Origin of the sequence: Pseudomonas sp. B21-054, assembly GCF_026016345.1 — a bacterium.
Classification (GTDB): domain Bacteria; phylum Pseudomonadota; class Gammaproteobacteria; order Pseudomonadales; family Pseudomonadaceae; genus Aquipseudomonas.
The window spans coordinates 2,343,140-2,364,376 of record NZ_CP087204.1 but is presented as its reverse complement, the minus strand read 5'-3'; the positions used below and the strand labels follow the sequence as shown (position 1 = coordinate 2,364,376).

Below are 21,237 nucleotides of genomic sequence, written 5' to 3'. Positions count from 1 at the left end.
ATGCCGATCAATACCCACATCAAGACCACAATCAAGCGCACCGGCGGCTGGCTGTACCTGAACACCTCCCTGGGTCGCCATGCATTGCGCGGCGCCGGCGTCATTCTGATGTTGCACCGGGTACTGAACAACGATGGTGCCGCCGAACTGCCCCATCGCAACGAGCTGTGCGTAGGGCCCGAGGCGTTCGAACACTTGTTGATCTGGCTGCAACAGCATTTTGAATGCGTGCCGTTGATGACCTTGCTGCTGGCCGATCCTGAAAGCGTTCCAAACCGTCCCCGAGTGGCCCTGACCTTCGACGACGGCTGGCGCGACAACGCCATGAACGCCTTTCCCCTGTTGCGCCAATACCAGGTGCCGGCGAGCATTTTCCTGTCCACCGATTTCGTTGGCAGCCGGCAGCATTTCTGGTGGGAAAGCATCGGCGAAACCCTGTGGGGCAGCCATGGGCAGGTAGCGCGGCGCTCGCTGATCGAGCACTTGCAACACGTCGGTCGACCGTTGCCAGTGCTGCTTGATGACATCGACGACGAGCGTCGCAGTCTGGCACTGCTGCACTACCTGCAAAGCCTCAAGAGCCTCGATCCACGCACTTTGAGCGACCTCTCCGAAACCTGCCCGCACGGTTCCCAACCCCAAGCGCTGGACTGGCCCCAGGTGCGCATGCTCGAAGATTCCGGCCTGGTCCGCTTCGGCCCCCATGGCGCCAGCCACACGATCCTGACCGGGCTGGACGACCAGCGCCTGCATGAAGAACTGACCCGCAGTTGGACGGCCTTGGAAAATGGCTGTGCCCAACCCTTGCCGGTGTATTGCTACCCCAACGGTGACAATGACGCACGTGTGCGCGAGCAGGTAGCGGCCCACGGTTTTCCGTTCGCGCTGGGCACCGAGGCCGGACTGTATCGCCATGACGGCGACCCTCTGAACCTGCCACGTTTCGGCGTCAGCCAACGCAACGCCTGTCACCCTGAGTTATTGGCCTGGCGTATTCGCCGAGGAGCCCGTTCATGAACCGCGCACGTTACCTCAGGCTCTTGGTGATGAGCATGGGCACGAGCCTGGCGATGATCGGACTGCGCCTGTTGCGCAACGTGTTGCTGGCACGGATCCTGGGGCCCAGCGAACGCGGGCTGTTGGCGCTGCTCAGCACCCTGCCGGACCTGATCAGTGCCACCACCAGTGGGGGCCTGAATTCCGCCGTGGGTTATCAGGCGGCGCAGCATCGCTCGATGAGCCTGTTGCTCAGCCACGTGCTGGTCTTCGGTTGTCTGCTGGCGGGGTTGCTGACGCTGCTGGTGGTGGCGCTGGTACGTGAGTTCGGCGCCGAACTGGACGTCACTACACAACTGGGACTGCTGGCCTGGCTGCTGTTGCTGGCCGTGCCGCTGGCGGCGCTCAAGACCGGCCTGCTGACGCTGCACAATGCCTCCGGCGGCGTCGGCGTGTTCAACGCCTTGCGCCTGATGGAATCCCTGGTCCCACTGTTGCTGTTCGTGGCGCTGTTCTGGATGTGGAAAGACACGGCGCTGGAAGCGGCGCTGATCAGTTGGCTGGCGGGCCTGAGCCTGGTGGTGCTGGCGGGTTGGATGTGGTTACGTCGCGATCACGCGGTCACCCTGCGCTGGGATCGCACCGGCCAGACCGAACTGTTGCGTTACGGTGTCCGCAGTCATCCGGACCTGTTGTTCCAGCAACTGATGATGCGCTCGGATTACCTGTTCATCGGCGCGCTGTTGGGCAGCGCGGCGCTGGGGCACTACGCCATGGCCAGCGCGGCGGCCGAACTGCTGCATATCGTGCCGGAAGCGGTCACCACGCCACTGATGAAACGCCTGCTGCAGCAAGACTCAGACATGAAGCGCCTGACCCCGCTGGCCTTGCGCCTGACCGCCACGGCCATGCTGGGTGCCTGCCTGGGCATGGTACTGGTCGGCGAATGGCTGATCGTCACTATGTTCGGCATCGCCTATCAACCGGCGTACCCGGCCCTGCTGGCGCTGCTGCCAGGGGTGTTCGGGTTGTGCTACGCGAGCATCCTGCGCCTGGACCTGCTGGGCAAGAATCGCCCCGGTACCGTTTCGCTGCTGATGGGCGGGGGAGCGCTGTTGAACCTGATGCTGAACCTGATTTTGATCCCGCGCTACGGCATCGTCGGCGCTGCCGCCGCGTCCTCGATCGCCTACCTGGGTGTCACCCTGGCAATGCTTGTCATGTATTGCCGCCTCAGCGGCGTGGCGCCGTGGCAGACGCTGATCATCCTGCCCAGCGATTTGCTGCCAATGCGTCAAATGCTGTTGGGGAAATCGGCATGAGCATGGTTGCCCGCCAAGCCGCCATCGCGAGCAAGCTCGCTCCCACAGGGTGCGGGGTTGTTCTTGCGGAAGCGGTGGGTCAGCTTGCATCAATGGTGGATGTGCAGCCCTCTTCGCGAGCAAGCCCGCTCCCACAAAAGCCTGGTGCCGAACACACTGTCCGCGACCACCACAAATCAACTGTGGGAGCGAGCTTGCTCGCGATGGGGCCAGTACGGCATGGATGGAAAATGGCCGCAGGCCTGTGCCTCTGGAGCCTGGCCTTGTTGGCCCAAGGCGCGTCCCTGCAATGGACCGGCATCCGTGACGGCAGCCTGTACCTGCAAACCGACCGCCAGGACACAGTCACCGTGCGCTGGGTGCCCGCCTGGCAAGCCGAGGCCAATACCGAACACCTGTATCTGCTCGACGGCCAGGGACGATTGGCGGGTGAGCGCCTGGTCAAGGCGGATCAGCCCCGTGGCGAACAGCAGTGGCCGCTGCCGCCGGGTGCCGCCAATTATCGCCTGGAAATTCCCGGCTATAGCTTCCGTCGCTACACCGTTGAGCACGACGCGCGCACCCGCGCCCTGTTTGCCCCGGCAAAGGTGCATTTCAATGCCGAAACCCACGACGGCGACGAGCTGTATTTCAAGGTAGCGGCTGGCGAACAGGCGGTGCTGGCGGGCAAGTTTCACGGCGGCGTACGTGCGCTGCAAGCCCGGCGCGTCGGCGACGGCAAGCAGTTGCAACTGAACCTCAAGCCATACCGGGCTTACTGGCAGTTCGATCAGGTCGCCCTGCCGAAAGCTGACGTCGAACAAATCTGGCGCTTGCACCTGCAGGGCAACGGCAAGGCCGCGTTCTGGCTGGACGGCACCGCCAACCTGTTCGCCCAGGACCCGGCGCACCTGCTGCCACTGCGCCAGGATCCGGGTCAGACCCACCTAAAACTGTACGACGAGACGCTCGGCACGACCCCCAAGCTGGGCATAGCTCTGCCCTACGAATTATTGCCGCCGTCCAGCTACGCCGTGCTCGATGCGCTCAAACCCCAGGCGGCAACCCTTTACAGCTTCGTCGATATCACGGCGGCCAGGGGCACTTATGAAGATGCCTTCCGACGCTTGTACCAAGACCGGTTCGCCATCAGCCAAAACATCACCCTGTTGGCCGCCAGCCAGCGCCGGTCTGATCTAAAGCCCGATCGAACCAGTCACAGCGGCTTGCAAGCCTGGCTCACATCGACTCGCGCTTTAGGCGGCAAAGGCCTCCATTACCTCAGTTTTGCCGATGAGCCGAACCTCAATTACCCAGACTTCGCCAGTTTCCAGCAAATGTTCCAGAGCATGGCGGCCCAGGTCCGCGCCGATCCTGCCAACGCACGTGCCGGTGTCCGCATCGCCATGCCGGCCAGCTCCCAGTTCAGCAACGGGCCCTTAATCGAAAATGCCGCTGACAAGCGTGGGATCGACTGGGCACGGCGCCTGCTGGCGACGTCCGACGACCAGATCGACGCCCTGGCCTGGCATGAATGGATGATCCGCGACCTGCTGGCGACCCGGGTCTACCGCGACAGTGTCCGTCAGGCCGCCAATCTGGTGGGACTGGACAGCCAGGGTCGGCCGCGCAAGGCCTTGCTGTTGGACCAGACCAACATGTCCGGCGGCTCGGGTCTCAGCCCTTACGATCAGGAAACCCATTACGCCGCCCTGTGGTGGACGTCGGTGGCCATTAACGCCTCGGCCGACGGCTGGCTGGACATGCTCAACTGGTTCATGGCCGCCGACGAACCGGAGTACCCCAAAGGCATGGTGCGAGTGCTGGACGATCAGCGCTTCGAGCTCAAGCCCGTGGGCCTGGCCCAGCAGTTCATTCAACAGCATTGGCTCGATCAGGTGCTGCGCCTGGATAACGACGCTTTTGAAGTCGACGTATTGGCCATGGCCACCGGGAAGCAACGCAATCTGCTGGGCGTGAACAAAAGCACGCGAGCCCATCAAGTCAGCCTCGACGGCACGGCCTGCCCTCAGCCAGGCATGACCCTGCTGTATTTCGGCCCGGACAACCGCAGCCACCGCGCTCCGTTTGATTGCAAGGCTGGCCAGGTCGGGTTTCTCCTGCCAGGGGAAACCGTGTTCGCCCTCAGTTGGACAGCCCCTCTTCCCCCCAACCCTGCCACTCGTCAGGAGGCACCATGAACGCTCTGCAGACATTGCGTGATCGCATTCAGAAAAAAGGTCTACGCGCCGTTCTAAAGCAGCTATGCAGACGCTACATATTTTCCCACACCCGATTGGTGTGGCTGGAGCACGATATACGGACCCCGCTCCCCCCCCATAATCTCAAGCCCTACCCACCGATGCGCCTGGAGTTCATCACGGTCAGCAATGCCGATGCTTTTGCCCGGCACTTCGGCGACCGTGTCGAAACCATGCGCGAGTTGGCGGCCGAAGGCTACACAGGCTTGATGTACCTGGATGATCAGGGCGACACCGTGGGCTTCGCCTGGGCCAGTACACGGGACTATTTCGACCACCATTTCTATCGCTGCAACTTTCCGATCAAGCCTGGCGAGTACTTTCAGTTCGGTGGCGAGGCGATTCGTAGATACTGGGGTACCAGTATCTCGGCGGACATGCAGTTGGAGATATGGAAAGTCATGGCGGACCACGGTTGCAACACAATGGTCGATGTCTGCGATTTGCAAAACATCCAAGCGATCAAGATGCATATCCGCATGGGCTTCCAGGAGCGCGGGCAGATCACCCACTTGTACCGTTTGCTCGGTCATTGGCGGTTCCTGCGCAATACGTCTTACACCGGCACGGCACTGGACGCCTTTCGTAAACCGGCCCAGCCGGCTGCCTCGACTTCGGCGGCCTGATCCCCATGGCGATCCGGTTCCAATGGTGTCGCTCCCTGGGCGCGGCGGACTTTCCTGTATCAGCTTATGAACAGCTGCGAACCCAGGTGGCCGACGCAACACCGTTCAACACCCTGGCCTGGCTGCAAGCGTCGGAAATTGCCCTGTTGCCCGAGCAGCAACTGCATGTGCTGCTGGGCTGGCAGGACCAGACCTTGTGCGTGTGCCTGCCCTTGGTATCAGGACCTGAACATATCGGCGGGCTGCGGTTCCGGGTGTTGCATCATTTGGGTTTTCCAATGGCCGACCGTATCGCCCTGCTGGCGCGCCTGGACGCCGAAGACATGGGCCTGGCACTGATGCAGATCCGTCAGCACTTGCCTCACGCGTTGCTGCAATTGAATGAAGTGATCGAGCCGGTCGGTGAGCAAAGCGTCCTCAGCGCCTGGATGGCAATGAGCTCCACCGGAGAGCGGCGACTCAGTTGCCGGGTTCCGGTGCACCTGATCAGCGACAGCGACCATCAGGAAATCTCTGGCGACCCACGCTACAAGCTGCGTCGGGCGCGCAAGCGGATCGCCGCTTGCGGTGCCGAAATCCGTCGAGTGACGCCGGACGCCATTAGCATGGGACAGCTGTTGCGAGCCCTGGCCGACGTCGAGGCCGCCAGCTGGAAAGGCGAGGAAGGCGTCGGCATTTTCGCCGACCCCAGGCGCCGTCAATGGATGAATCACGCCTTCACCGCCCTCGCCGCCCAAGGCCTGGTGCGGGTGGTGCTACTGGAACTGAACGGCGAATGCATCAGCTATCGCCTCGGCCTGCTGGACCAAGGCCGATTGTATGACTACAACCTGGCGTTCCTGCCGCAACACGCCGACCTGGGCAGCGGCCGGGTATTGCTCGAAGAGTGGATTCGCTGGGGGCTGGACGAAAACTGGCGCTGGATCGATGCATCACGGGTCAGCCTGGAGAACTCCAGCCATCAGTTACACGAACGCATGACCGGCCAACTGGAACACTGGCGCTGGAGTTTTTATTCATGGCAGCCCGGTGGCTTGCTCCTGGGAACTGCCTTGCGGCTATGGAAAAGCTTGAAGCCGTGGCTTGGCAAGCGCCGGCCCAAAGCGACCGCGACGGCATCGTCCTCCTCAAAGCAATAGGGGGTAAGACACAGAGATAGGGAATTTTCCAACGTCGAAAAGCGCACTTCAGACGAATGACAGTCGCAAACCCCTGCGCCGTTTTCAGAGAATCTGCTACAAGGCATCTTCGGTTTCGACTAGCGAATGGCATCGATGTCTTCACTCTTACTTTCTGGCCTGAAACGCCGCGGGTTGGCCTGGCTGTGCATGGGCGCGTTAGTGGTCGGCCTGCCGCTGGGCTGCGCTGTTTTGCAGCACAAGGAACGGGAGTTGGTCTTTCGGATCGAGCCGGGCACGGCGACCTGGTTCAGTGGTTTACCCAGCGGTGTGCAGGAGTTCGATCTCAAGCCAAAAAGCTTCAAGGCCGGGGAAAATATCCACGGCTGGTGGTGGCCGGCCGAACAAAAAAACGCGCCGGCGATTCTGTATCTGCACGGTGTGCGCTGGAATTTGACCGGGCAGTTGTTTCGTATCCAGCAGTTGCGGGCCCTGGGTTTTTCGGTGCTGGCTATCGACTACCGTGGCTTCGGCAAAAGCCAGGGCAATCTACCGTCGGAAGCCAGCGTCTACGAAGACGCGCGTATCGCCTGGAAGCGTCTTGAAGTGCTGCAACCGGACCCGGCCCGGCGGCTGATCTACGGCCACTCCCTGGGCGGCGCCGTGGCCGTGGACCTCGCTGCGGAACTTGGCCAAAAGGCAGCCAAAGACGGCAGCATCGTCCCGGCCCGAGGCTTGGTCATTGAATCCACGTTCACGTCCCTGGGCGATGTGGCAACCGTCATGGCGAACACCACCCTGCCGGTGCGCTGGCTGCTGTCGCAGAAGTTCGACTCCATCGACAAAATCCATGAGATCAACATGCCGTTGCTGGTGGTGCATGGCTCCGCCGACCGCTACGTCCCACCGCGTTTCAGCGAGCAACTGTTCAACGCAGCCCAAGAGCCCAAGCGTCTGCTGTTGGTGCCCGGCGCGACGCACAACAACAGCATGAGCCTGGCGGGCCGATCCTACCGCCAGGCACTGGATGCCCTCATGAAACCGGCGCCATCGCCGGTGGCAGGAAGCACCCAGCCAGGCTCGGCCAAGGCTGGCTGATCCACAGATCCTGTGGGAGCTTTCTGCCCACACTGGTTTCGAGTCGTTCAATGACCTTGCGTACACCGATCCCACAGGTATGGAGCCACCATAAGAGGGCCGTAGAGTCCTTGTGTCGCAAACAAAAACGGCACCTTTCGGTGCCGTTCATTCATTGCAGATGCAGGTTTATTTGCGGGCCGCCTCCCACGATTTCAGCAGCTCGTTGTAGTTCACCGTTTCGCCTTTAGGCTTCTCGTTTGCCAGTTTCGGCTTCGGTGCGCCCGGCTGATCGAACCAGTATTGCGCGTCGCGCTCGGGATTCATTTTCGGGGCGCAGGTGGCCTGGGCCTTGGAGCGTTCCAGGCGGGTCATGATCGCGTCCTGATCCTTGGCCAAGCCGTCGAGGGCCTGTTGCGGGGTTTTCTCGCCGCTGGCAGCTTCGGCGATGTGGCTCCACCACAGTTGCGCAAGACGTGGATAGTCCGGCACGTTGGTCCCGGTCGGGGTCCACTGCACGCGGGCCGGGCTGCGGTAGAACTCCACCAGGCCACCGAGTTTCGGCGCCAGGTCGGTCAACGCCTGGGAGTTGATGTCCGACTCACGAATCGGCGTCAGGCCAACGATGGTTTTCTTCAGCGACACGGTTTTCGACGTCACGAACTGCGCGTAGAGCCAGGCCGCCAGTCTTTGTTTCTCAGGCGTGGACTTGAGGAAGGTCCAGGAGCCCACGTCCTGATAACCCAGCTTCATGCCCTCTTCCCAGTACGGACCACGCGGCGACGGCGCCATGCGCCATTTTGGCGTGCCATCGGCGTTCATCACCGGCAGGCCTGGTTTGGTCATGTCGGCGGTGAAGGCGGTGTACCAGAAAATCTGCTGGGCGATGTTGCCCTGGGACGGCACCGGACCCGACTCGGAGAAGGTCATGCCCGCCGCTTCCGGTGGCGCGTACTTCTTCATCCACTCCACGTACTTGGTGGTCGCGAACACGGCCGCCGGGCCGTTGGTGTCGCCGCCACGGGTCACGCTGGAACCGACCGGATGGCAGTCTTCGACGCGAATCCCCCACTCGTCCACCGGCAAGCCGTTGGGCAGCCCCTTGTCGCCGCCACCGGCCATGGAGAACCAGGCATCGGTGAAGCGCCAGCCCAGGGACGGGTCTTTCTTGCCGTAGTCCATGTGCCCGTAGACGCGCTTGCCGTCGATTTCCTTGACGTCCTCGGAGAAGAACTTGGCGATGTCTTCATAGGCCGACCAGTTCACCGGTACACCCAGCTCGTAGCCGTATTTTGCCTTGAACTTGGCCTTCAGGTCCGCACGCTCGAACCAGTCGGCGCGGAACCAGTACAGGTTGGCGAATTGCTGGTCGGGCAGTTGATAGAGCTTGCCGTCCGGCGCGGTGGTGAACGAGGTGCCGATGAAGTCCTTGAGGTCCAGGGTCGGCGAGGTGAAATCCTTGCCTTCGTTGGCCATCAGGTCAGTGATCGATTCAGTCTTGCCGTAGCGGAAGTGTGTACCGATCAGGTCCGAGTCGTTGACCCAGCCGTCATAGATATTCTTGTCCGACTGCATCTGGGTCTGCAGTTTCTCCACCACGTCGCCTTCCTGCAGCAGGTCGTGGGTCAGCTGGATCCCGGTGATTTCGCTGAAGGCCTTGGCCAGCACCTTGGATTCATACTCGTGGGTGGCGATGGTTTCCGACACCACGTTGATTTTCATCCCGCGAAACGGCTGGGCGGCCTTGATGAACCATTTGAGTTCTTCGAGCTGCTGCTCGGCTGTCAGGGTAGACGGCTTGAATTCACTGCCGATCCATTTTTTAGCAGCGTCTTCATAGGCGTCGGCCCAGGCCGAAGCACTCAACCCGCTGAGTGCCAGCATGGCTGCCAATGAAACGCTATGTCGCAGCTTATTGTTTTTATCGAACATAGAGACCTCCTGTTTGGGTTTAAGAGCCTGATCGGCGAACCTTCGCGACTAGCCCCACCGCATCACTGCCAACAGCCACACCAAAGACAACGCGAACGCTATCCAGATGCTCCAGTCGGTAACGCCGATCACCAGCAGATGCAGATAGGCGCTACCGAGAAGACCGATAAACAACCGATCGCCACGGGTGGTGGCAATCGGCAGGAAACCACGCCGAGGGATACTCGGCGAACGCAATTCCCACGTGGTCATGCCTGCCAGCAGCAAGGCGATGACCCCAAAGAATGCCGCCGTGGGGGCGGTCCAGTTCATCCATTCCATCATCGACTCCTCAGACCCGGCCCAGGGCAAAGCCCTTGGCCACGTGGTTGCGAACGAACCAGATCACCAGCATGCCCGGCAGGATGGTCAACACCCCCGCCGCCGCCAGCACGCCCCAATCGATACCGGATGCCGACACGGTGCGGGTCATGACCGCCGCGATCGGCTTGGCATTCACCGAAGTCAGCGTGCGTGCCAGCAGCAGTTCGACCCAGGAAAACATGAAGCAGAAGAACGCCGTGACACCGATGCCGGAACCGATCAACGGAATGAAGATCTTCGCGAAGAACTTGGGGAAACTGTAGCCGTCAATGTAGGCAGTCTCGTCAATTTCTTTCGGCACCCCGGACATGAAGCCTTCGAGGATCCACACCGCCAGTGGCACGTTGAACAGGCAATGGGCCAAGGCCACGGCAATATGGGTGTCAAACAGCCCGATGGACGAATACAGCTGGAAGAACGGCAACAGGAACACCGCCGGGGGTGCCATGCGGTTAGTGAGCAACCAGAAGAACAGGTGCTTGTCCCCCAGGAACCGATAGCGGGAAAACGCATAGGCCGCCGGCAGCGCCACGCTCAGGGAAATCACCGTGTTCAGGCTCACGTAGTACAGCGAGTTCAGGTAGCCGGTGTACCAGCTCGGGTCGGTGAAGATCACCTTGTAGTTATGGAAAGTGAAATCCTGGGGCCACAGGGTCAGGCTACCGAGGATCTCGGTGTTGCTCTTGAACGACATGTTCAGCAGCCAGTAGATGGGCACCAGCAGGAACAGGATGTAGATCAGCAGCGGAATCAGCTTTTTCTTGCTCATCGTGCGGCCCTCAACGGTTGGCGTCGGAGTGAGTCATGGCCGTGTAGAACAGCCACGACACCAACAGAATGATCAGGAAGTACACCAGGGAAAACGCCGCCGCCGGGCCCAGGTCGAATTGACCGATGGCCATCTGCGTCAGGGTCTGGCTCAGGAACGTCGTGGCGTTCCCCGGGCCGCCGCCGGTGAGCACGAAGGGCTCGGTGTAGATCATGAAACTGTCCATGAAGCGCAGCATCACGGCGATCAGCAGCACGCTCTTCATCTTCGGCAACTGGATGTGCCGGAACACGGCCCAGCTGGAGGCCCGGTCGATCCGCGCGGCCTGGTAATACACATCCGGAATCGCCCGCAGCCCGGAGTAGCACAGCAGCGCCACCAACGAAGTCCAGTGCCAGACGTCCATCACCAGCACGGTGACCCAGGCGTCCATGGTGTTGGCCGCATAGTTGTAGTTGATGCCCAGGCTGTTGAGGGTCGAGCCGAGCAAGCCAATGTCGGCGCGGCCGAAGATCTGCCAGATGGTGCCCACCACGTTCCATGGAATCAGCAACGGAATCGCCAGGATGATCAACACCAGGGACGACCACTTGCCCTTGGTCGGCATGGTCAGGGCGATGGCGATGCCCAGGGGGATCTCGATCAGCAGCACGCACGCCGAGTAGATGAACTGGCGCAACAGTGAATCGTGCAAGCGTGGATCGAGCAGCACCTGTTTGTACCAGTCGGCGCCGACGAAGTAGCGGCTGGACTGGTCGAAGATGTCCTGCACCGAATAGTTGACCACGGTCATCATCGGGATCACGGCGCTGAAGGCCACCAGCAGGAACACCGGCAACACCAGCCACCAGGCCTTGTTGTTCTGCACCTTATTCATGGCTGTACCTCGCTCAACGGCTCCAGCAAGTATTCATCGGCATAAACCATCAGCCATTGGGCCGGAAAACTGATGTACGCAGTGCCTTCCGGCACCGGTTTGTCTTCGGCCAGGCGCACCTTCAGCGGCGCGCCGTCGAGGTTGAGGGTCAGGATCTTGTAGGTGCCCAGGTCTTCGACGTGGACGACGTCGGCCCGCATCGCGTCGTCGTAAGGCCCGTCCCAGACATGCACGAATTCGGGGCGAATACCGACCTTCAGGTTTTTGCCCTCAGCCTCGGCGATGCGCTGTTGCAAGGTCGAGGACAGGGGCAAATGAGTCGAGCCGAAGCCGACGCCACCGGGTTGCGCCGTGACCTCGATCAGGTTCATGCCCGGGCTGCCGATGAAATAACCGACAAAGGTATGGCTCGGGCGCTCGAACAAGTCCCGAGGGGTGCCGAACTGCACGATCTGGCCGCCATACATCACCGCGATTTTGTCGGCGAAGGTGGACGCCTCCAACTGGTCGTGGGTGACGTAGACCATGGTGATGTTGAACTGCTCGTGGATCTGCTTGAGCTTGCGCCGCAGCTTCCACTTCAGGTGTGGGTCGATCACCGTCAGCGGTTCGTCGAACAGGATCGCCGACACGTCGTCGCGCACCAGGCCACGGCCCATGGAGACTTTCTGTTTTTCATCGGCGGTGAGGTTGCGGGCCTTTTTGTCCAGCAGGCTCTGCAGGTCCAGGACCTCGGCGATTTCCTGGACCTTGGTGTGAATCCTGGCCTCGGCCATGCCCTGGTTGCGCAGAGGGAACGCCAGGTTGTCGAACACCGTCATGGTGTCGTACACCACCGGGAACTGGAACACCTGGGCAATGTTGCGCCGCTCCGGGGTCAGGTCGTTGACGACTTTGCTGTCGAACATCACCTGCCCTTCGGAGGGGCTGAGCAGCCCGGAAATGATGTTGAGCAAGGTGGATTTGCCGCAGCCCGAAGGCCCGAGCAACGCGTAGGCGCCGCCCTGCTCCCAGATGTGGTTCATCTCACGGATCGCGTAGTCTTCTGGGCCCGCCGGGGTGCTGGTGTAGCTGTGGGCGAGGTTCTGCAAACGAATTTCAGCCATCAGGCAACCCTCGCAATACGCTGGCCGGGGGCTTGGACCAACTTGCCCTGGGCATCGAAGACAAACAGTTTGTGGGTCGGGATGTAGATTCGGATCGGCGCGTCCACGTCGTATTCGTGCACCCCGGGCAAGTGCAGCACCAACAGGAAGTGCTCGTTGCGCACGTGCAGGAACGTCTCCGAACCGCTGATCTCGGCCACCTCGACGGTCACCGCCAGTTCGAGGTCGTCGTCGTTGCTCGGCACCAGGGAGATATGGCTGGGGCGCACGCCGAAGCGGAACTCACCCTCGCCCACCGGACGCAGGTCGACGTTCAACGGGAAGTGCACGAAATTGGCGAAGCTCACCTCATTGCCAGCGATGCGTCCTGGCATGAGGTTGATGGGCGGCTCGGAGAACAGCTCGGCGGCCAGCACCGTCTGCGGCTGGTGATACACCGAAGACGACTTGCCGCTCTGGATGATCCGACCCTCGTGCAGAATCGTGGTCGTGCCACCCAAGGCCAACGCTTCGTTGGGCTCGGTGGTGGCGTAGACGGCGATGGTGTGGCGGGCCTGGAACAGTTCGCGCATTTCCTGGCGAAGTTCCTCACGCAGCTTGTAGTCCAGGTTCACCAGCGGCTCGTCGAACAGAATCAGTTCAGCGTCCTTGACCAGTGCCCGGGCCATGGCCGTGCGCTGCTGCTGGCCGCCGGACAACTCCAGCGGATGGCGCTGCAGGAATTTCTCGATCCGCAACATCCTGGCGGTTTCCAGCACCTTGCTCTGGATCACCTCGTCGGACACACCGGCCTGGCGTAATGGCGAGGCGATGTTTTCGAAAACGGTCATGGTCGGGTAGTTGATGAACTGCTGATAGACCATCGACACGTTGCGCAGGCGCACCGGGCGCTTGGTGACGTCGACGCCGTTCATCAGGATGCGACCGCTGTCGGGCTTGTCCAGTCCGGCCATCAGCCGCATGAGGCTGGTCTTGCCGGACAGCGTGCGGCCCAGCAGAACGTTGAAGGATCCGGGTTCGAAAATCAGATTGGCATCGTCGATCCAGGTCTGGCCTTCGACGGTGCGACAGATGTGCTCAAGCTGTAATGACATGGCTCGGCCTTTTTATTATTTGGAGTCAAGCGACCCGAACCTAAAAGCGAAAGCCGTGCCAGAAATTACAAGCCATTGATCCTATTAAGTTTTCGTCAGTTCCTTCAGAAAAATACATTCGTTGATGAACACAAGTGAACAACGAGAGCTGAACAACTGAACAATTATCGGGTTGACAATGAACAATTTTGAACAACACTGAATAGGACCCGTAGGAGCGAGCTTGCTCGCGATAGCGGTGGGTCAGCTGAATCAATGTGACTGATCCACCGCTATCGCGAGCAAGCTCGCTCCCACAGGGTCTGTGCATATTAAGTAGTGCCTGGATCTGCCCCAGCACAAGGAGTCTGTGCGAGACTGCCCACAACAATAAAAACAGCTCCTGCGAGAGTGCCCCATGGCCGCACCTGCCCCCGCCTTGTCCCACGACGCTATCATCCAGGCTTCCTGGTCCCGTTGCCGCGCCTTTGGCCTGAGCCATCAGAGCGTGCCCGCCTTCGATCAACTGCCCGCCGAAGGCATCGCCCAGCTGTTGGAGAGCCAGCATTCGCTGGTGCAGACCACGCACCAGGAAGTCCTGCCGTATTACGAGAACATCCTGAGCAATTCCAATTGCTTGATCATGCTGGCCGACAACCAGGGACAGGTGCTGACCTCCTGGGGCACCCAGCGCTTCATCGAGCCGAAACTGGCCCATGGCTTCAGCGCCGGGGCGAGCTGGATGGAGCGCTGCAGCGGCACCAACGCCATCGGCACCGCACTGGCCTGTGAACAAGCGGTGCACATCGAACACGATGAGCATTTTCTCAAGGCCAACCGCTTCATGACCGGCTCCGCCGCGCCGATCTTCGACGCCGAGCGCAAGGTCATCGCGGTGCTGGATGTTTCCAGCGACAGCTACCTGCCGCCCTCCCACACCCTGGGCATGGTCAAGATGATGAGCCAGACCGTGGAGAACCGGCTGATCCTCAACCTGTTTCGCGGTGAACACTTCCAGCTGACCTTCAACACCGGGTTGAACAACCTCGACAGCCAATGGGCCGGGCTGCTGATCTTCGATGAGAGCGGCCAGGTACTGTCCGCCAATCGCCGGGCCGACAACCTGCTGGGGCTGAGCCTGTCGCGGGTTAGCATCGAAAGCCTGTTCAAGGTTTCGCTGCTGGAATTGCTGAACCAACCCGACGGCCTGCCGTTCGCCCTGCAAGCGTCCGGCAGCAACCGTTTCCAGTGCTTGCTCCGGCGTCCGAACCAAGTGTCGATCAAGGCTCGCGTCTTCACCGAGCCCGCGCCGTCGCCGGTGCCCGGCAACGCCTCCACCATCAGTCTCAACACCCTGCACTTCGGTGACAGCCGGGTGGAAAAAGCCGTGCGCCAGGCCGAGCGTTTGCTGGAAAAGGACATTCCGCTGCTGATCCACGGCGAGACCGGTGTCGGCAAGGAAGTGTTCGTCAAAGCCCTGCACCAGGCCAGTTCCCGCTGCAAGCAGCCGTTCATTGCGGTCAACTGCGCGGCGATCCCCGCCGAGCTGGTGGAGTCGGAGTTGTTCGGTTACGAAAAAGGCGCCTTCACCGGCGCCAATCAGAAGGGCAGCATCGGCCTGATCCGCAAGGCCGACCGCGGCACGCTGTTCCTCGATGAGATCGGCGACATGCCCCTGCCGACCCAGGCCCGGCTGCTGCGGGTCTTGCAGGAGCGTTGCGTGCAACCGGTGGGCAGCGCCGAGCTGTTCCCGGTGGACATCCGCATCATTTCCGCCACTAACCGCTCGCTGCGCGAACAGGTGCAACTGGGGCGGTTTCGCGAAGACCTGTACTACCGCATCGGCGGCCTGACCCTGGAACTGCCACCGCTGCGCGAACGCAGCGACAAGCAGGCCCTGTTCAAACGCCTCTGGGAACACCATCGCGAACCGACCCAGTGGGCCGGCCTGAGCCGTGAGGTGCTGGACCTGTTCGAGCGCCATCCGTGGCCGGGCAACCTGCGGCAGGTCAGCAGCGTGCTGCAAGTGGCCCTGGCGATGGCCGAGGAACAGCCGATCCGCGCGGAGCACCTGCCCGATGATTTCTTTGTCGACCTGGAAATGGAACCGGTGGAGACACCCGAGCCGCTGACGGTGGACCTGAACGATATCGAGGATCTGAACCGCCAATTGCAGGCGGTGGGCGGCAACATATCGCACCTGGCGCGACGGCTGGGGGTCAGCCGCAATACCTTGTACAAACGCCTGCGGCAACTGGAAAACTGATATGAAACTGTGGGAGCGAGCTTGCTCGCTCCCACAGGCGTTTCGCTTAATTGACTGGCGTTACTCCGAAGAGGCCGCCATTTCGTTAGCACACAGGGTTAATCAAACGCACCGTTGAGCACTTCATAGATGATGCCACTGGCGATCGCCACCAGGATCAAATCGGTGCCAGCCTGGCGCCATTCATAGCCATCATAGTGCGGCAACTGCCCCAGCAGGCGACCGTCCAACTTTTTGGCAATGCCTGGTGGCAGCGGCTTGCCCCGGGCGAGGTTCTTCTGGATACCCGGTGGCAATGCCGGACCAGGGCTCCAATAATCACGATGGCCGCCAAGCAGACCGAGAATACCGCCACGATCGATGCTGGGGCCGTTATGCCAATCGCCGCCACCGCCGCCACCGGAAGGGTTGCCCTTGCCGCCTTGATTACCCTTATTGCCGGGATTGCCTTGACCACCGCCCTTGTTGCCCTGCCCGCCTTTTCCTCCTCCCTGACCCGGACCTTGATCGAATTGAGCATTGCCCTTGCCGTTGCCCGGGTCCGCGACAACAATGCCAGGGCCCGCCGCCAGGGCGAAACAGGTAACTGCAGCAATCAACGAGCGAGATTTGAACATGGCAGTTCTCTCAAAAAAGGGACGTCCCCTGTAAAGATATAGAGACTGACGGTGATATTAGTTCCATATCACGCTGGCGTCGCTTGCCTGCACCCGATAACACCTGAACACCGCAATCATGGAGTTTCATGCGCAAGGATTACCTGGCTTTTTTCACCTCAATGTTCCTCTCCCGGCTGGCCGACCAGATTTTGCTGTTCATCGTCCCGCTGATTGTTTTCCAGAGCACCAACAGCGTGTCCTGGGCGGGCCTGGCCTTCTTTGTCGAATCCTTGCCACGGTATCTATCGTTCCCGATCTGCGGAGCGTTGTGCGACAAGTTTGCGCCCATTCGTCTCCTGCACATCAGCCAGGTCTATCGCGCCGTGGCCTGTGGCGTGGCGGTCATGCTCTACGGAGTCTTTGGCGGTCTCTATTGGATCGTCATCGTCTCGGCCCTGTGCGGTGTACTCACCACCCAAGGCATCATGGCTCGCGAAGTGGTGATGCCCTACATCTTCAAGCACTACACCTACACCAAGACCCTGTCCTACTCGCAAATTGCCGACCAGACCGGGTTGGTGCTCGGCCCGCTGATCGCAGCGCTGATGCTCGAGGTGTGGGCGTGGCACTGGGTCGTGCTGGCGACTGCGGGGCTGTTCCTGCTGGCGGACCTGGCCATGAGATATTGGCAACGCACCAGCTCGGTCACGCTGGAAACCTTCGAGCAACATCACGATGTCTGGCTGAACCCGCTGCGCATTGCCTTCGGCCATATCCTGCGCCTTACAGAGTTGAAAAAAATCATCGGCCTGGCGGTGGGCGTCAACTTGATTATCGGCGTTACCCTCGCCACCTCGGCCGCCATGGTGATTGGCCAATACAGCGCCGGTAAGGACTATTACGCCGGGCTGCAGGCAGCCGGGGCGCTCACCACCATCATCATCCTGTTCTTCCTGGCGCGGGTGAGCCTGCCCTTGAAAATCCTGGGAGGCGTGTCCTACACGCTGATTACCGTCGGCGCCTTCATCACTGCGTTCAGCCCGAACACTGGTGGCTATGTCGTCGGTTTTCTGCTCATCGTCGGGTTCGACAAGATGTTCAACGTCTACTTCCGCACCCTCCGCCAGCAAGTCATTCCACCTAAGGATTTCGGCAAGACCGTCGGCGTCATTACGCTGCTCAATAACCTCTCGCAACCGCTCGCGGGCCTGCTGGTCGCGGTGCTGGCGGCGCCTGTTGGAACACAGCAGGTGATCCTGCTGCTCGCGCTCGCCACGGGCCTGATCGGCGCCAGAGTGATGGTGGCCTATAGAAACACGACACCCGTGCCAGAGGTCTATGGCGCAGATGCCGACTGATGAGCGCCCGCGTCGAAGTCCCCGACAAAAACAGCGGATTCGGATGCGTTGGTTTGTATTATCAGTGACTTATTGTTGAGGCAAGGTTGTCGTGTTGCCGCGTTGCTGAGCGTTTGCCTGGGCAGTTATGGACAGTAGACCCGCCATTCGTCGCCTGTTAAATGTTGGGCTCAATGGGCGGTCATGTCTGGCTTAGGGTTTGCACTGGCCTGTCTTAGCAGCCAAGAGCGACGTAATTCTGACGCGGCGGCAAATTAATCAATGCTTGGTCAGCAAACGGAGATGTACCGTGTCAACTCTCAACGAAATCGCAGCGAACCACGCGAGAATGGCAAAGGCAAAGGAAGAAGAGTCGATACGGCTGAGTGCGCTTCAGGGTCAGGTAGTGGGAAGCTTTGACATTTCGCCCATCGAAGCGAAACAGGAGATGCCGCTGCACTTTCTGGCGGGTGTACAGGAGCACTCATTCGGGGAGGCCACTGCACTGAATTATTGACCTGGGCATTGATTGGAACTCATCGCCCGCGGATGAGCGGGCGACTCGAGATCATCTGCGTTTCACAGTTGCCGGGTTAAGGCGGCTGCAAGTATGCCGGCCGCAATCGCAGGCAAGGGCTTTTTCACTATCAACATGACGATTGCCGTGGCCAGCAGAGCCATCCGCGCGCCGCTATCACCCTTCACCGCCAGCGGTGCCAGAACGGCCACTAACACCGAGCCGGACATGGCAGTGATGAATTGCTGCACCCGATAGTTGATCGGCACGAACGACATCACGAAAACACCGCCCCACCGAGTCGCCAATGTCACTGCGGCCATGATCAATATGACGATCAACGAGCCATAACCCGCCGTTTCGATGTTCATTGTTTTTTCTCCATCCAGCACGCGCCCAGAATGCCCCCCGCCAAAGCGCCGACCACCACATGACTGTTGGCCGGCAAGTACCAGTAAGCCAACAGCGAGGAGCAGGCAGCCACCGTCCAGATAATGAACATGCGTGGGTTTTTCTTCCCGCCAACGACCATCGCCAGCAAGAAACATCCCATCACCATGTCGAGCCCGAAACTGACCGGGTTCTCAATGGCGCTGCCAAAATGAAGACCCAGCCAACTGCCCAGGATCCAGGTGATCCAGAGTGCAAGGCCGCCCCCGAACAAAATCCCGAGCCCCGGCTTGCCTTGATTGAACGCCTGCATCGCCATCGCCCAGTTAGCATCGGAGACCACCAGCATCACTCCGTAGCGTTTGGCAACGGATAACTCCCGCAGCCACGGGTAAAGCGTTGCGCCCATCAACAGGTGTCGGGCGTTGATGGCGAAGACCGTGATCATCAGCGGAACAATGGGGACTTGCTGTCCCCACAGATCCAGCGCGGCAAATTGAGAAGCGCCGGCAAAAACCAGCGTACTCATGAGCACGGCGGAGGTATCACTCAAGCCAGTTTGTGCAGCAGCCAAGCCGAAGGCGACGCCGAACACGATGACGAAAAGAGAGATCGGAATTAACTGTCTGAAACCGTCATAAATATGGTGCCGCGTTAGGTCGTGCAGATGCGCTTCAACGTTCGACAAAACATCGCCTCTTCTGAGTGGCCGCTGTGAAAAAAAGGCAGTATGCGGCCTGACATGGGGGGCTCGACACTTTCGGCAGGACTTTTAGCCATGAACGATCAGGCAGCCGAACTACTGCGCCGCGTAGCTTTTACAGAGATCCTGTGCCATCGCCGCCATGCCTGAACGCTTGAGGGACTGCATCATGAATTCGACTTCGCCTTTGTAGGCGGGATCTGAACTTATTTTTCGGACTTCAGCCTTGGTCGACTCATCCACCTTGGGATCGCTGGCCATGGCATTTTCGACAGACCCCTTTAATCCTGGGTTTGCGTTATTGCACAGATGCTCCATCGCCACGAGCGTTACGGCAAGTTGATGGGTCTCAACGGCCTGATTGGCAAGTACGCTACCGGTCAATCCGGAAGCGCTCAGCAAGAGGGACAGGCTAGCGATCCTTACTAAAGACATTTGACAACTCCTTGATTGAAGCCCGTAGTCTATTTAGCGCTGCCGGGAGTATCAACTCTTATCCCGATTCACACACTCAACACCCCCATTTTGGACGCAGGTTCCAGATCCTTCATACAGTGATGCGCGTCACAGATCAGAGGGTCATTCAAGCAGCCAGTACGGTATTTCTTCGCACAAACGCTTATAAAGCGGGCAGACCAAACGCCTCGGACAATTTATTGGGTTCAACCGATCGAGAAACCAATAGAATCCGCGCGCCAAGATAGGAAAAACCGAAGCGCAGGACATCTCGGAAGAAAAAATCACCTCATGGAACACCAGGAGCCTTAAAAATGAGCACCACTGAACAAACCCAAACCAACGGCAAATACAGCGCCAAGTGGCAAGAACGCTTTAACTTCTTCGACACTTACGGTGCGCCAAGCGACCCACGATTCAAGCCGGCGCTCAAGGCGCTGCCTGGTTTCAAGAAAAAACTGCTCATTAACGCCAACGTGATTGCGTTTTTCTTCGGCCCTATTTATTTGTTCGTCCTGGGTCTGTGGAAGAAAAACCTCGCCCTGATCGGCATCATGCTGGCGATCAATATCGTGCTGAGTGTGATTTTCGCGATCGTGGGCATGGACTTTCCAAGGCCGTTGAGCACAGGCCTGAGCGTGGCGTTCTCCATGACCTATGCGCTTATGGCCAACTACTCGTACTACCTCAAAGAAGTGAAAGGTGAACAAAGCTGGAATCCGTTCCAAGGCATGCGTTTCTGATTGCAGGCATGGAGTCATCAAAAGCCCGCACCTCGTCATGAGTGTGCGGGCTTTGGGTTGCTGAGTCGTGAAATCAGAACAATCGGCCTCGTCGCAAGCGCGTGTTCTCAATGGGATTCGTAGGGCTGATGGTCATGGTAGCGATCATGGAAATTGTCTTCCTTACCGCATGGTTTCGAACATAAGCGACGCCCTCCTCGCCTAGCTCAATCAGCAGCTTCGCAAGGTAGCTGAGTCCAGGCAGTGCTTTGACTCGCGCTATGCTTTACAGGCGAGCCAGTAAAAGTAAACGTTCTCGTCAGGCTTTGGCTTCACTATGCGCTGAAAAAAGTCACTCAACGTGCTCGGATTATTTTGATTCTGAGAAATCAGATACCTATTCATAGAGGGATACCCATACAATCCGTTCATATCCATCTGCGTCCATTTTTCATCCAGCTCCCAAAAATTGTAATCAGGAATATCGGCGCCTGGACTGTATAAAATTCCTTCTATCGGAACACCTTTCCTCGCGCAAATAATATCCATAGGCGCGGAGTCCCCAAACGGGGATTTACACCTATGTGCCGCGGCTCGGATTTCGCTAAATAGACTAGCGCCTAAGCTATCGTACAAAGTGTCGAACGTGAAACCATGGATGATTACGGTAGCAGTTGATTTAAAATGCGTTCCGTTCTTCTCAGCATGACAAGAAACTATCCAATCAGACATTCTCAACTCCTCCATG

At 59.6% G+C, this 21,237-nt stretch carries 20 protein-coding genes; 10 read left to right on the top strand and 10 right to left on the bottom strand.

Going from position 1 to position 21,237, the window contains the following annotated elements:
* The 6 genes from LOY70_RS10620 to LOY70_RS10595 all read left to right on the top strand — a co-directional run bounded on the left by LOY70_RS10620 (position 1) and on the right by LOY70_RS10595 (position 7,400).
* Positions 1-1,017 carry a polysaccharide deacetylase family protein gene (locus LOY70_RS10620; protein WP_265036119.1) on the top strand — a complete coding sequence of 339 codons (1,017 nt, stop codon included), beginning with the start codon at positions 1-3 and terminating at the stop codon, positions 1,015-1,017.
* The gene (locus tag LOY70_RS10615; RefSeq protein WP_265036117.1) at positions 1,014-2,318 is read left to right on the top strand and encodes an oligosaccharide flippase family protein; all 1,305 of its coding nucleotides are present in this window, start codon (positions 1,014-1,016) and stop codon (positions 2,316-2,318) included. The genes LOY70_RS10620 and LOY70_RS10615 overlap by 4 nt, the downstream gene beginning before the upstream one ends.
* A gap of 230 nt (positions 2,319-2,548) precedes the next feature.
* The gene (locus tag LOY70_RS10610; protein ID WP_265036115.1) at positions 2,549-4,498 is read left to right on the top strand and encodes a hypothetical protein; all 1,950 of its coding nucleotides are present in this window, start codon (positions 2,549-2,551) and stop codon (positions 4,496-4,498) included.
* Positions 4,495-5,184 carry an N-acetyltransferase gene (locus LOY70_RS10605; RefSeq protein ID WP_265036113.1) on the top strand — a complete coding sequence of 230 codons (690 nt, stop codon included), beginning with the start codon at positions 4,495-4,497 and terminating at the stop codon, positions 5,182-5,184. Before LOY70_RS10610 ends, LOY70_RS10605 begins: the two co-directional genes overlap by 4 nt.
* Positions 5,185-5,189: 5 nt before the next feature.
* Positions 5,190-6,323, top strand: coding sequence for a GNAT family N-acetyltransferase (locus LOY70_RS10600; RefSeq protein ID WP_265036111.1), 1,134 nt, complete (start codon positions 5,190-5,192; stop codon positions 6,321-6,323).
* A 135-nt stretch (positions 6,324-6,458) separates the two neighbouring features.
* Positions 6,459-7,400, top strand: coding sequence for an alpha/beta hydrolase (locus tag LOY70_RS10595; RefSeq protein ID WP_265036109.1), 942 nt, complete (start codon positions 6,459-6,461; stop codon positions 7,398-7,400).
* Positions 7,401-7,568: 168 nt separating this feature from the next.
* On the opposite strand, the gene LOY70_RS10590 is transcribed toward LOY70_RS10595, so the two are convergent.
* From LOY70_RS10590 to LOY70_RS10565, 6 genes are read right to left on the bottom strand one after another with little or no spacing between them, the layout of a single operon-like run.
* Entirely contained in the window at positions 7,569-9,311 is a 1,743-nt protein-coding gene (locus LOY70_RS10590; protein ID WP_265036107.1) for an extracellular solute-binding protein, read from the bottom strand.
* 48 nt (positions 9,312-9,359) lie between these two features.
* On the bottom strand, positions 9,360-9,632 hold the full coding sequence (locus LOY70_RS10585; RefSeq protein ID WP_025212861.1) for a DUF2160 domain-containing protein: 273 nt from the start codon (positions 9,630-9,632) through the stop codon (positions 9,360-9,362).
* Positions 9,633-9,642: 10 nt separating this feature from the next.
* Complete coding sequence (locus LOY70_RS10580; protein ID WP_025212860.1) at positions 9,643-10,443, bottom strand: carbohydrate ABC transporter permease; 801 nt, start codon at positions 10,441-10,443, stop codon at positions 9,643-9,645.
* A 10-nt stretch (positions 10,444-10,453) separates the two neighbouring features.
* Positions 10,454-11,320 carry a carbohydrate ABC transporter permease gene (locus LOY70_RS10575; protein ID WP_025212859.1) on the bottom strand — a complete coding sequence of 289 codons (867 nt, stop codon included), beginning with the start codon at positions 11,318-11,320 and terminating at the stop codon, positions 10,454-10,456.
* Positions 11,317-12,426: an ABC transporter ATP-binding protein gene (locus LOY70_RS10570; protein ID WP_265036104.1), complete on the bottom strand. Its 1,110-nt coding sequence runs from the start codon at positions 12,424-12,426 to the stop codon at positions 11,317-11,319. Before LOY70_RS10570 ends, LOY70_RS10575 begins: the two co-directional genes overlap by 4 nt.
* Entirely contained in the window at positions 12,426-13,520 is a 1,095-nt protein-coding gene (locus LOY70_RS10565; protein WP_123341878.1) for an ABC transporter ATP-binding protein, read from the bottom strand. The genes LOY70_RS10570 and LOY70_RS10565 overlap by 1 nt, the downstream gene beginning before the upstream one ends.
* Before the next feature lie 397 nt (positions 13,521-13,917).
* On the opposite strand from LOY70_RS10565, the gene LOY70_RS10560 reads away from it, so the two are divergent.
* Positions 13,918-15,765 carry a sigma-54-dependent Fis family transcriptional regulator gene (locus LOY70_RS10560; RefSeq protein WP_265036102.1) on the top strand — a complete coding sequence of 616 codons (1,848 nt, stop codon included), beginning with the start codon at positions 13,918-13,920 and terminating at the stop codon, positions 15,763-15,765.
* 98 nt (positions 15,766-15,863) lie between these two features.
* Here LOY70_RS10560 and LOY70_RS10555 read toward each other — a convergent pair whose 3' ends face one another.
* Positions 15,864-16,382 (bottom strand): RcnB family protein, encoded by a 519-nt coding sequence (locus LOY70_RS10555; RefSeq protein ID WP_265036100.1) that lies wholly within the window; start codon positions 16,380-16,382, stop codon positions 15,864-15,866.
* Between the two features lie 128 nt (positions 16,383-16,510).
* Between LOY70_RS10555 and LOY70_RS10550 the strand changes: the two genes are divergently transcribed.
* Together LOY70_RS10550 and LOY70_RS10545 are read left to right on the top strand one after the other, a co-directional pair.
* Positions 16,511-17,722 (top strand): MFS transporter, encoded by a 1,212-nt coding sequence (locus LOY70_RS10550; RefSeq protein ID WP_265036098.1) that lies wholly within the window; start codon positions 16,511-16,513, stop codon positions 17,720-17,722.
* 289 nt (positions 17,723-18,011) lie between these two features.
* Positions 18,012-18,218: a hypothetical protein gene (locus LOY70_RS10545; protein WP_265036096.1), complete on the top strand. Its 207-nt coding sequence runs from the start codon at positions 18,012-18,014 to the stop codon at positions 18,216-18,218.
* 62 nt (positions 18,219-18,280) lie between these two features.
* On the opposite strand, the gene LOY70_RS10540 is transcribed toward LOY70_RS10545, so the two are convergent.
* The 3 genes from LOY70_RS10540 to LOY70_RS10530 all read right to left on the bottom strand — a co-directional run bounded on the left by LOY70_RS10540 (position 18,281) and on the right by LOY70_RS10530 (position 19,746).
* Positions 18,281-18,589 carry an AzlD family protein gene (locus LOY70_RS10540; RefSeq protein ID WP_265036094.1) on the bottom strand — a complete coding sequence of 103 codons (309 nt, stop codon included), beginning with the start codon at positions 18,587-18,589 and terminating at the stop codon, positions 18,281-18,283.
* Positions 18,586-19,296, bottom strand: coding sequence for an AzlC family ABC transporter permease (locus tag LOY70_RS10535; protein ID WP_265036092.1), 711 nt, complete (start codon positions 19,294-19,296; stop codon positions 18,586-18,588). Before LOY70_RS10535 ends, LOY70_RS10540 begins: the two co-directional genes overlap by 4 nt.
* A gap of 111 nt (positions 19,297-19,407) precedes the next feature.
* Positions 19,408-19,746, bottom strand: coding sequence for a hypothetical protein (locus LOY70_RS10530; RefSeq protein ID WP_265036091.1), 339 nt, complete (start codon positions 19,744-19,746; stop codon positions 19,408-19,410).
* Positions 19,747-20,081: 335 nt separating this feature from the next.
* On the opposite strand from LOY70_RS10530, the gene LOY70_RS10525 reads away from it, so the two are divergent.
* Positions 20,082-20,510 carry a DUF2628 domain-containing protein gene (locus tag LOY70_RS10525; RefSeq protein WP_265036089.1) on the top strand — a complete coding sequence of 143 codons (429 nt, stop codon included), beginning with the start codon at positions 20,082-20,084 and terminating at the stop codon, positions 20,508-20,510.
* Positions 20,511-21,237: the final 727 nt, after the last annotated feature.

Excerpts from the sequence above, each read along its gene's own strand:
- LOY70_RS10580 (WP_025212860.1), bottom strand. The coding sequence starts at position 10,443 with ATGAGCAAGAAAAAGCTGATTCCGCTGCTGATCTACATCCTGTTCCTG.
- LOY70_RS10555 (WP_265036100.1), bottom strand. The coding sequence starts at position 16,382 with ATGTTCAAATCTCGCTCGTTGATTGCTGCAGTTACCTGTTTCGCCCTG.
- LOY70_RS10525 (WP_265036089.1), top strand. The coding sequence starts at position 20,082 with ATGAGCACCACTGAACAAACCCAAACCAACGGCAAATACAGCGCCAAG.
- LOY70_RS10585 (WP_025212861.1), bottom strand. The coding sequence starts at position 9,632 with ATGGAATGGATGAACTGGACCGCCCCCACGGCGGCATTCTTTGGGGTC.
- LOY70_RS10600 (WP_265036111.1), top strand. The coding sequence starts at position 5,190 with ATGGCGATCCGGTTCCAATGGTGTCGCTCCCTGGGCGCGGCGGACTTT.
- LOY70_RS10605 (WP_265036113.1), top strand. The coding sequence starts at position 4,495 with ATGAACGCTCTGCAGACATTGCGTGATCGCATTCAGAAAAAAGGTCTA.
- LOY70_RS10615 (WP_265036117.1), top strand. The coding sequence starts at position 1,014 with ATGAACCGCGCACGTTACCTCAGGCTCTTGGTGATGAGCATGGGCACG.
- LOY70_RS10590 (WP_265036107.1), bottom strand. The coding sequence starts at position 9,311 with ATGTTCGATAAAAACAATAAGCTGCGACATAGCGTTTCATTGGCAGCC.
- LOY70_RS10550 (WP_265036098.1), top strand. The coding sequence starts at position 16,511 with ATGCGCAAGGATTACCTGGCTTTTTTCACCTCAATGTTCCTCTCCCGG.
- LOY70_RS10575 (WP_025212859.1), bottom strand. The coding sequence starts at position 11,320 with ATGAATAAGGTGCAGAACAACAAGGCCTGGTGGCTGGTGTTGCCGGTG.
- LOY70_RS10565 (WP_123341878.1), bottom strand. The coding sequence starts at position 13,520 with ATGTCATTACAGCTTGAGCACATCTGTCGCACCGTCGAAGGCCAGACC.
- LOY70_RS10610 (WP_265036115.1), top strand. The coding sequence starts at position 2,549 with ATGGCCGCAGGCCTGTGCCTCTGGAGCCTGGCCTTGTTGGCCCAAGGC.
- LOY70_RS10540 (WP_265036094.1), bottom strand. The coding sequence starts at position 18,589 with ATGAACATCGAAACGGCGGGTTATGGCTCGTTGATCGTCATATTGATC.
- LOY70_RS10595 (WP_265036109.1), top strand. The coding sequence starts at position 6,459 with ATGTCTTCACTCTTACTTTCTGGCCTGAAACGCCGCGGGTTGGCCTGG.
- LOY70_RS10560 (WP_265036102.1), top strand. The coding sequence starts at position 13,918 with ATGGCCGCACCTGCCCCCGCCTTGTCCCACGACGCTATCATCCAGGCT.
- LOY70_RS10620 (WP_265036119.1), top strand. The coding sequence starts at position 1 with ATGCCGATCAATACCCACATCAAGACCACAATCAAGCGCACCGGCGGC.
- LOY70_RS10570 (WP_265036104.1), bottom strand. The coding sequence starts at position 12,426 with ATGGCTGAAATTCGTTTGCAGAACCTCGCCCACAGCTACACCAGCACC.
- LOY70_RS10530 (WP_265036091.1), bottom strand. The coding sequence starts at position 19,746 with ATGTCTTTAGTAAGGATCGCTAGCCTGTCCCTCTTGCTGAGCGCTTCC.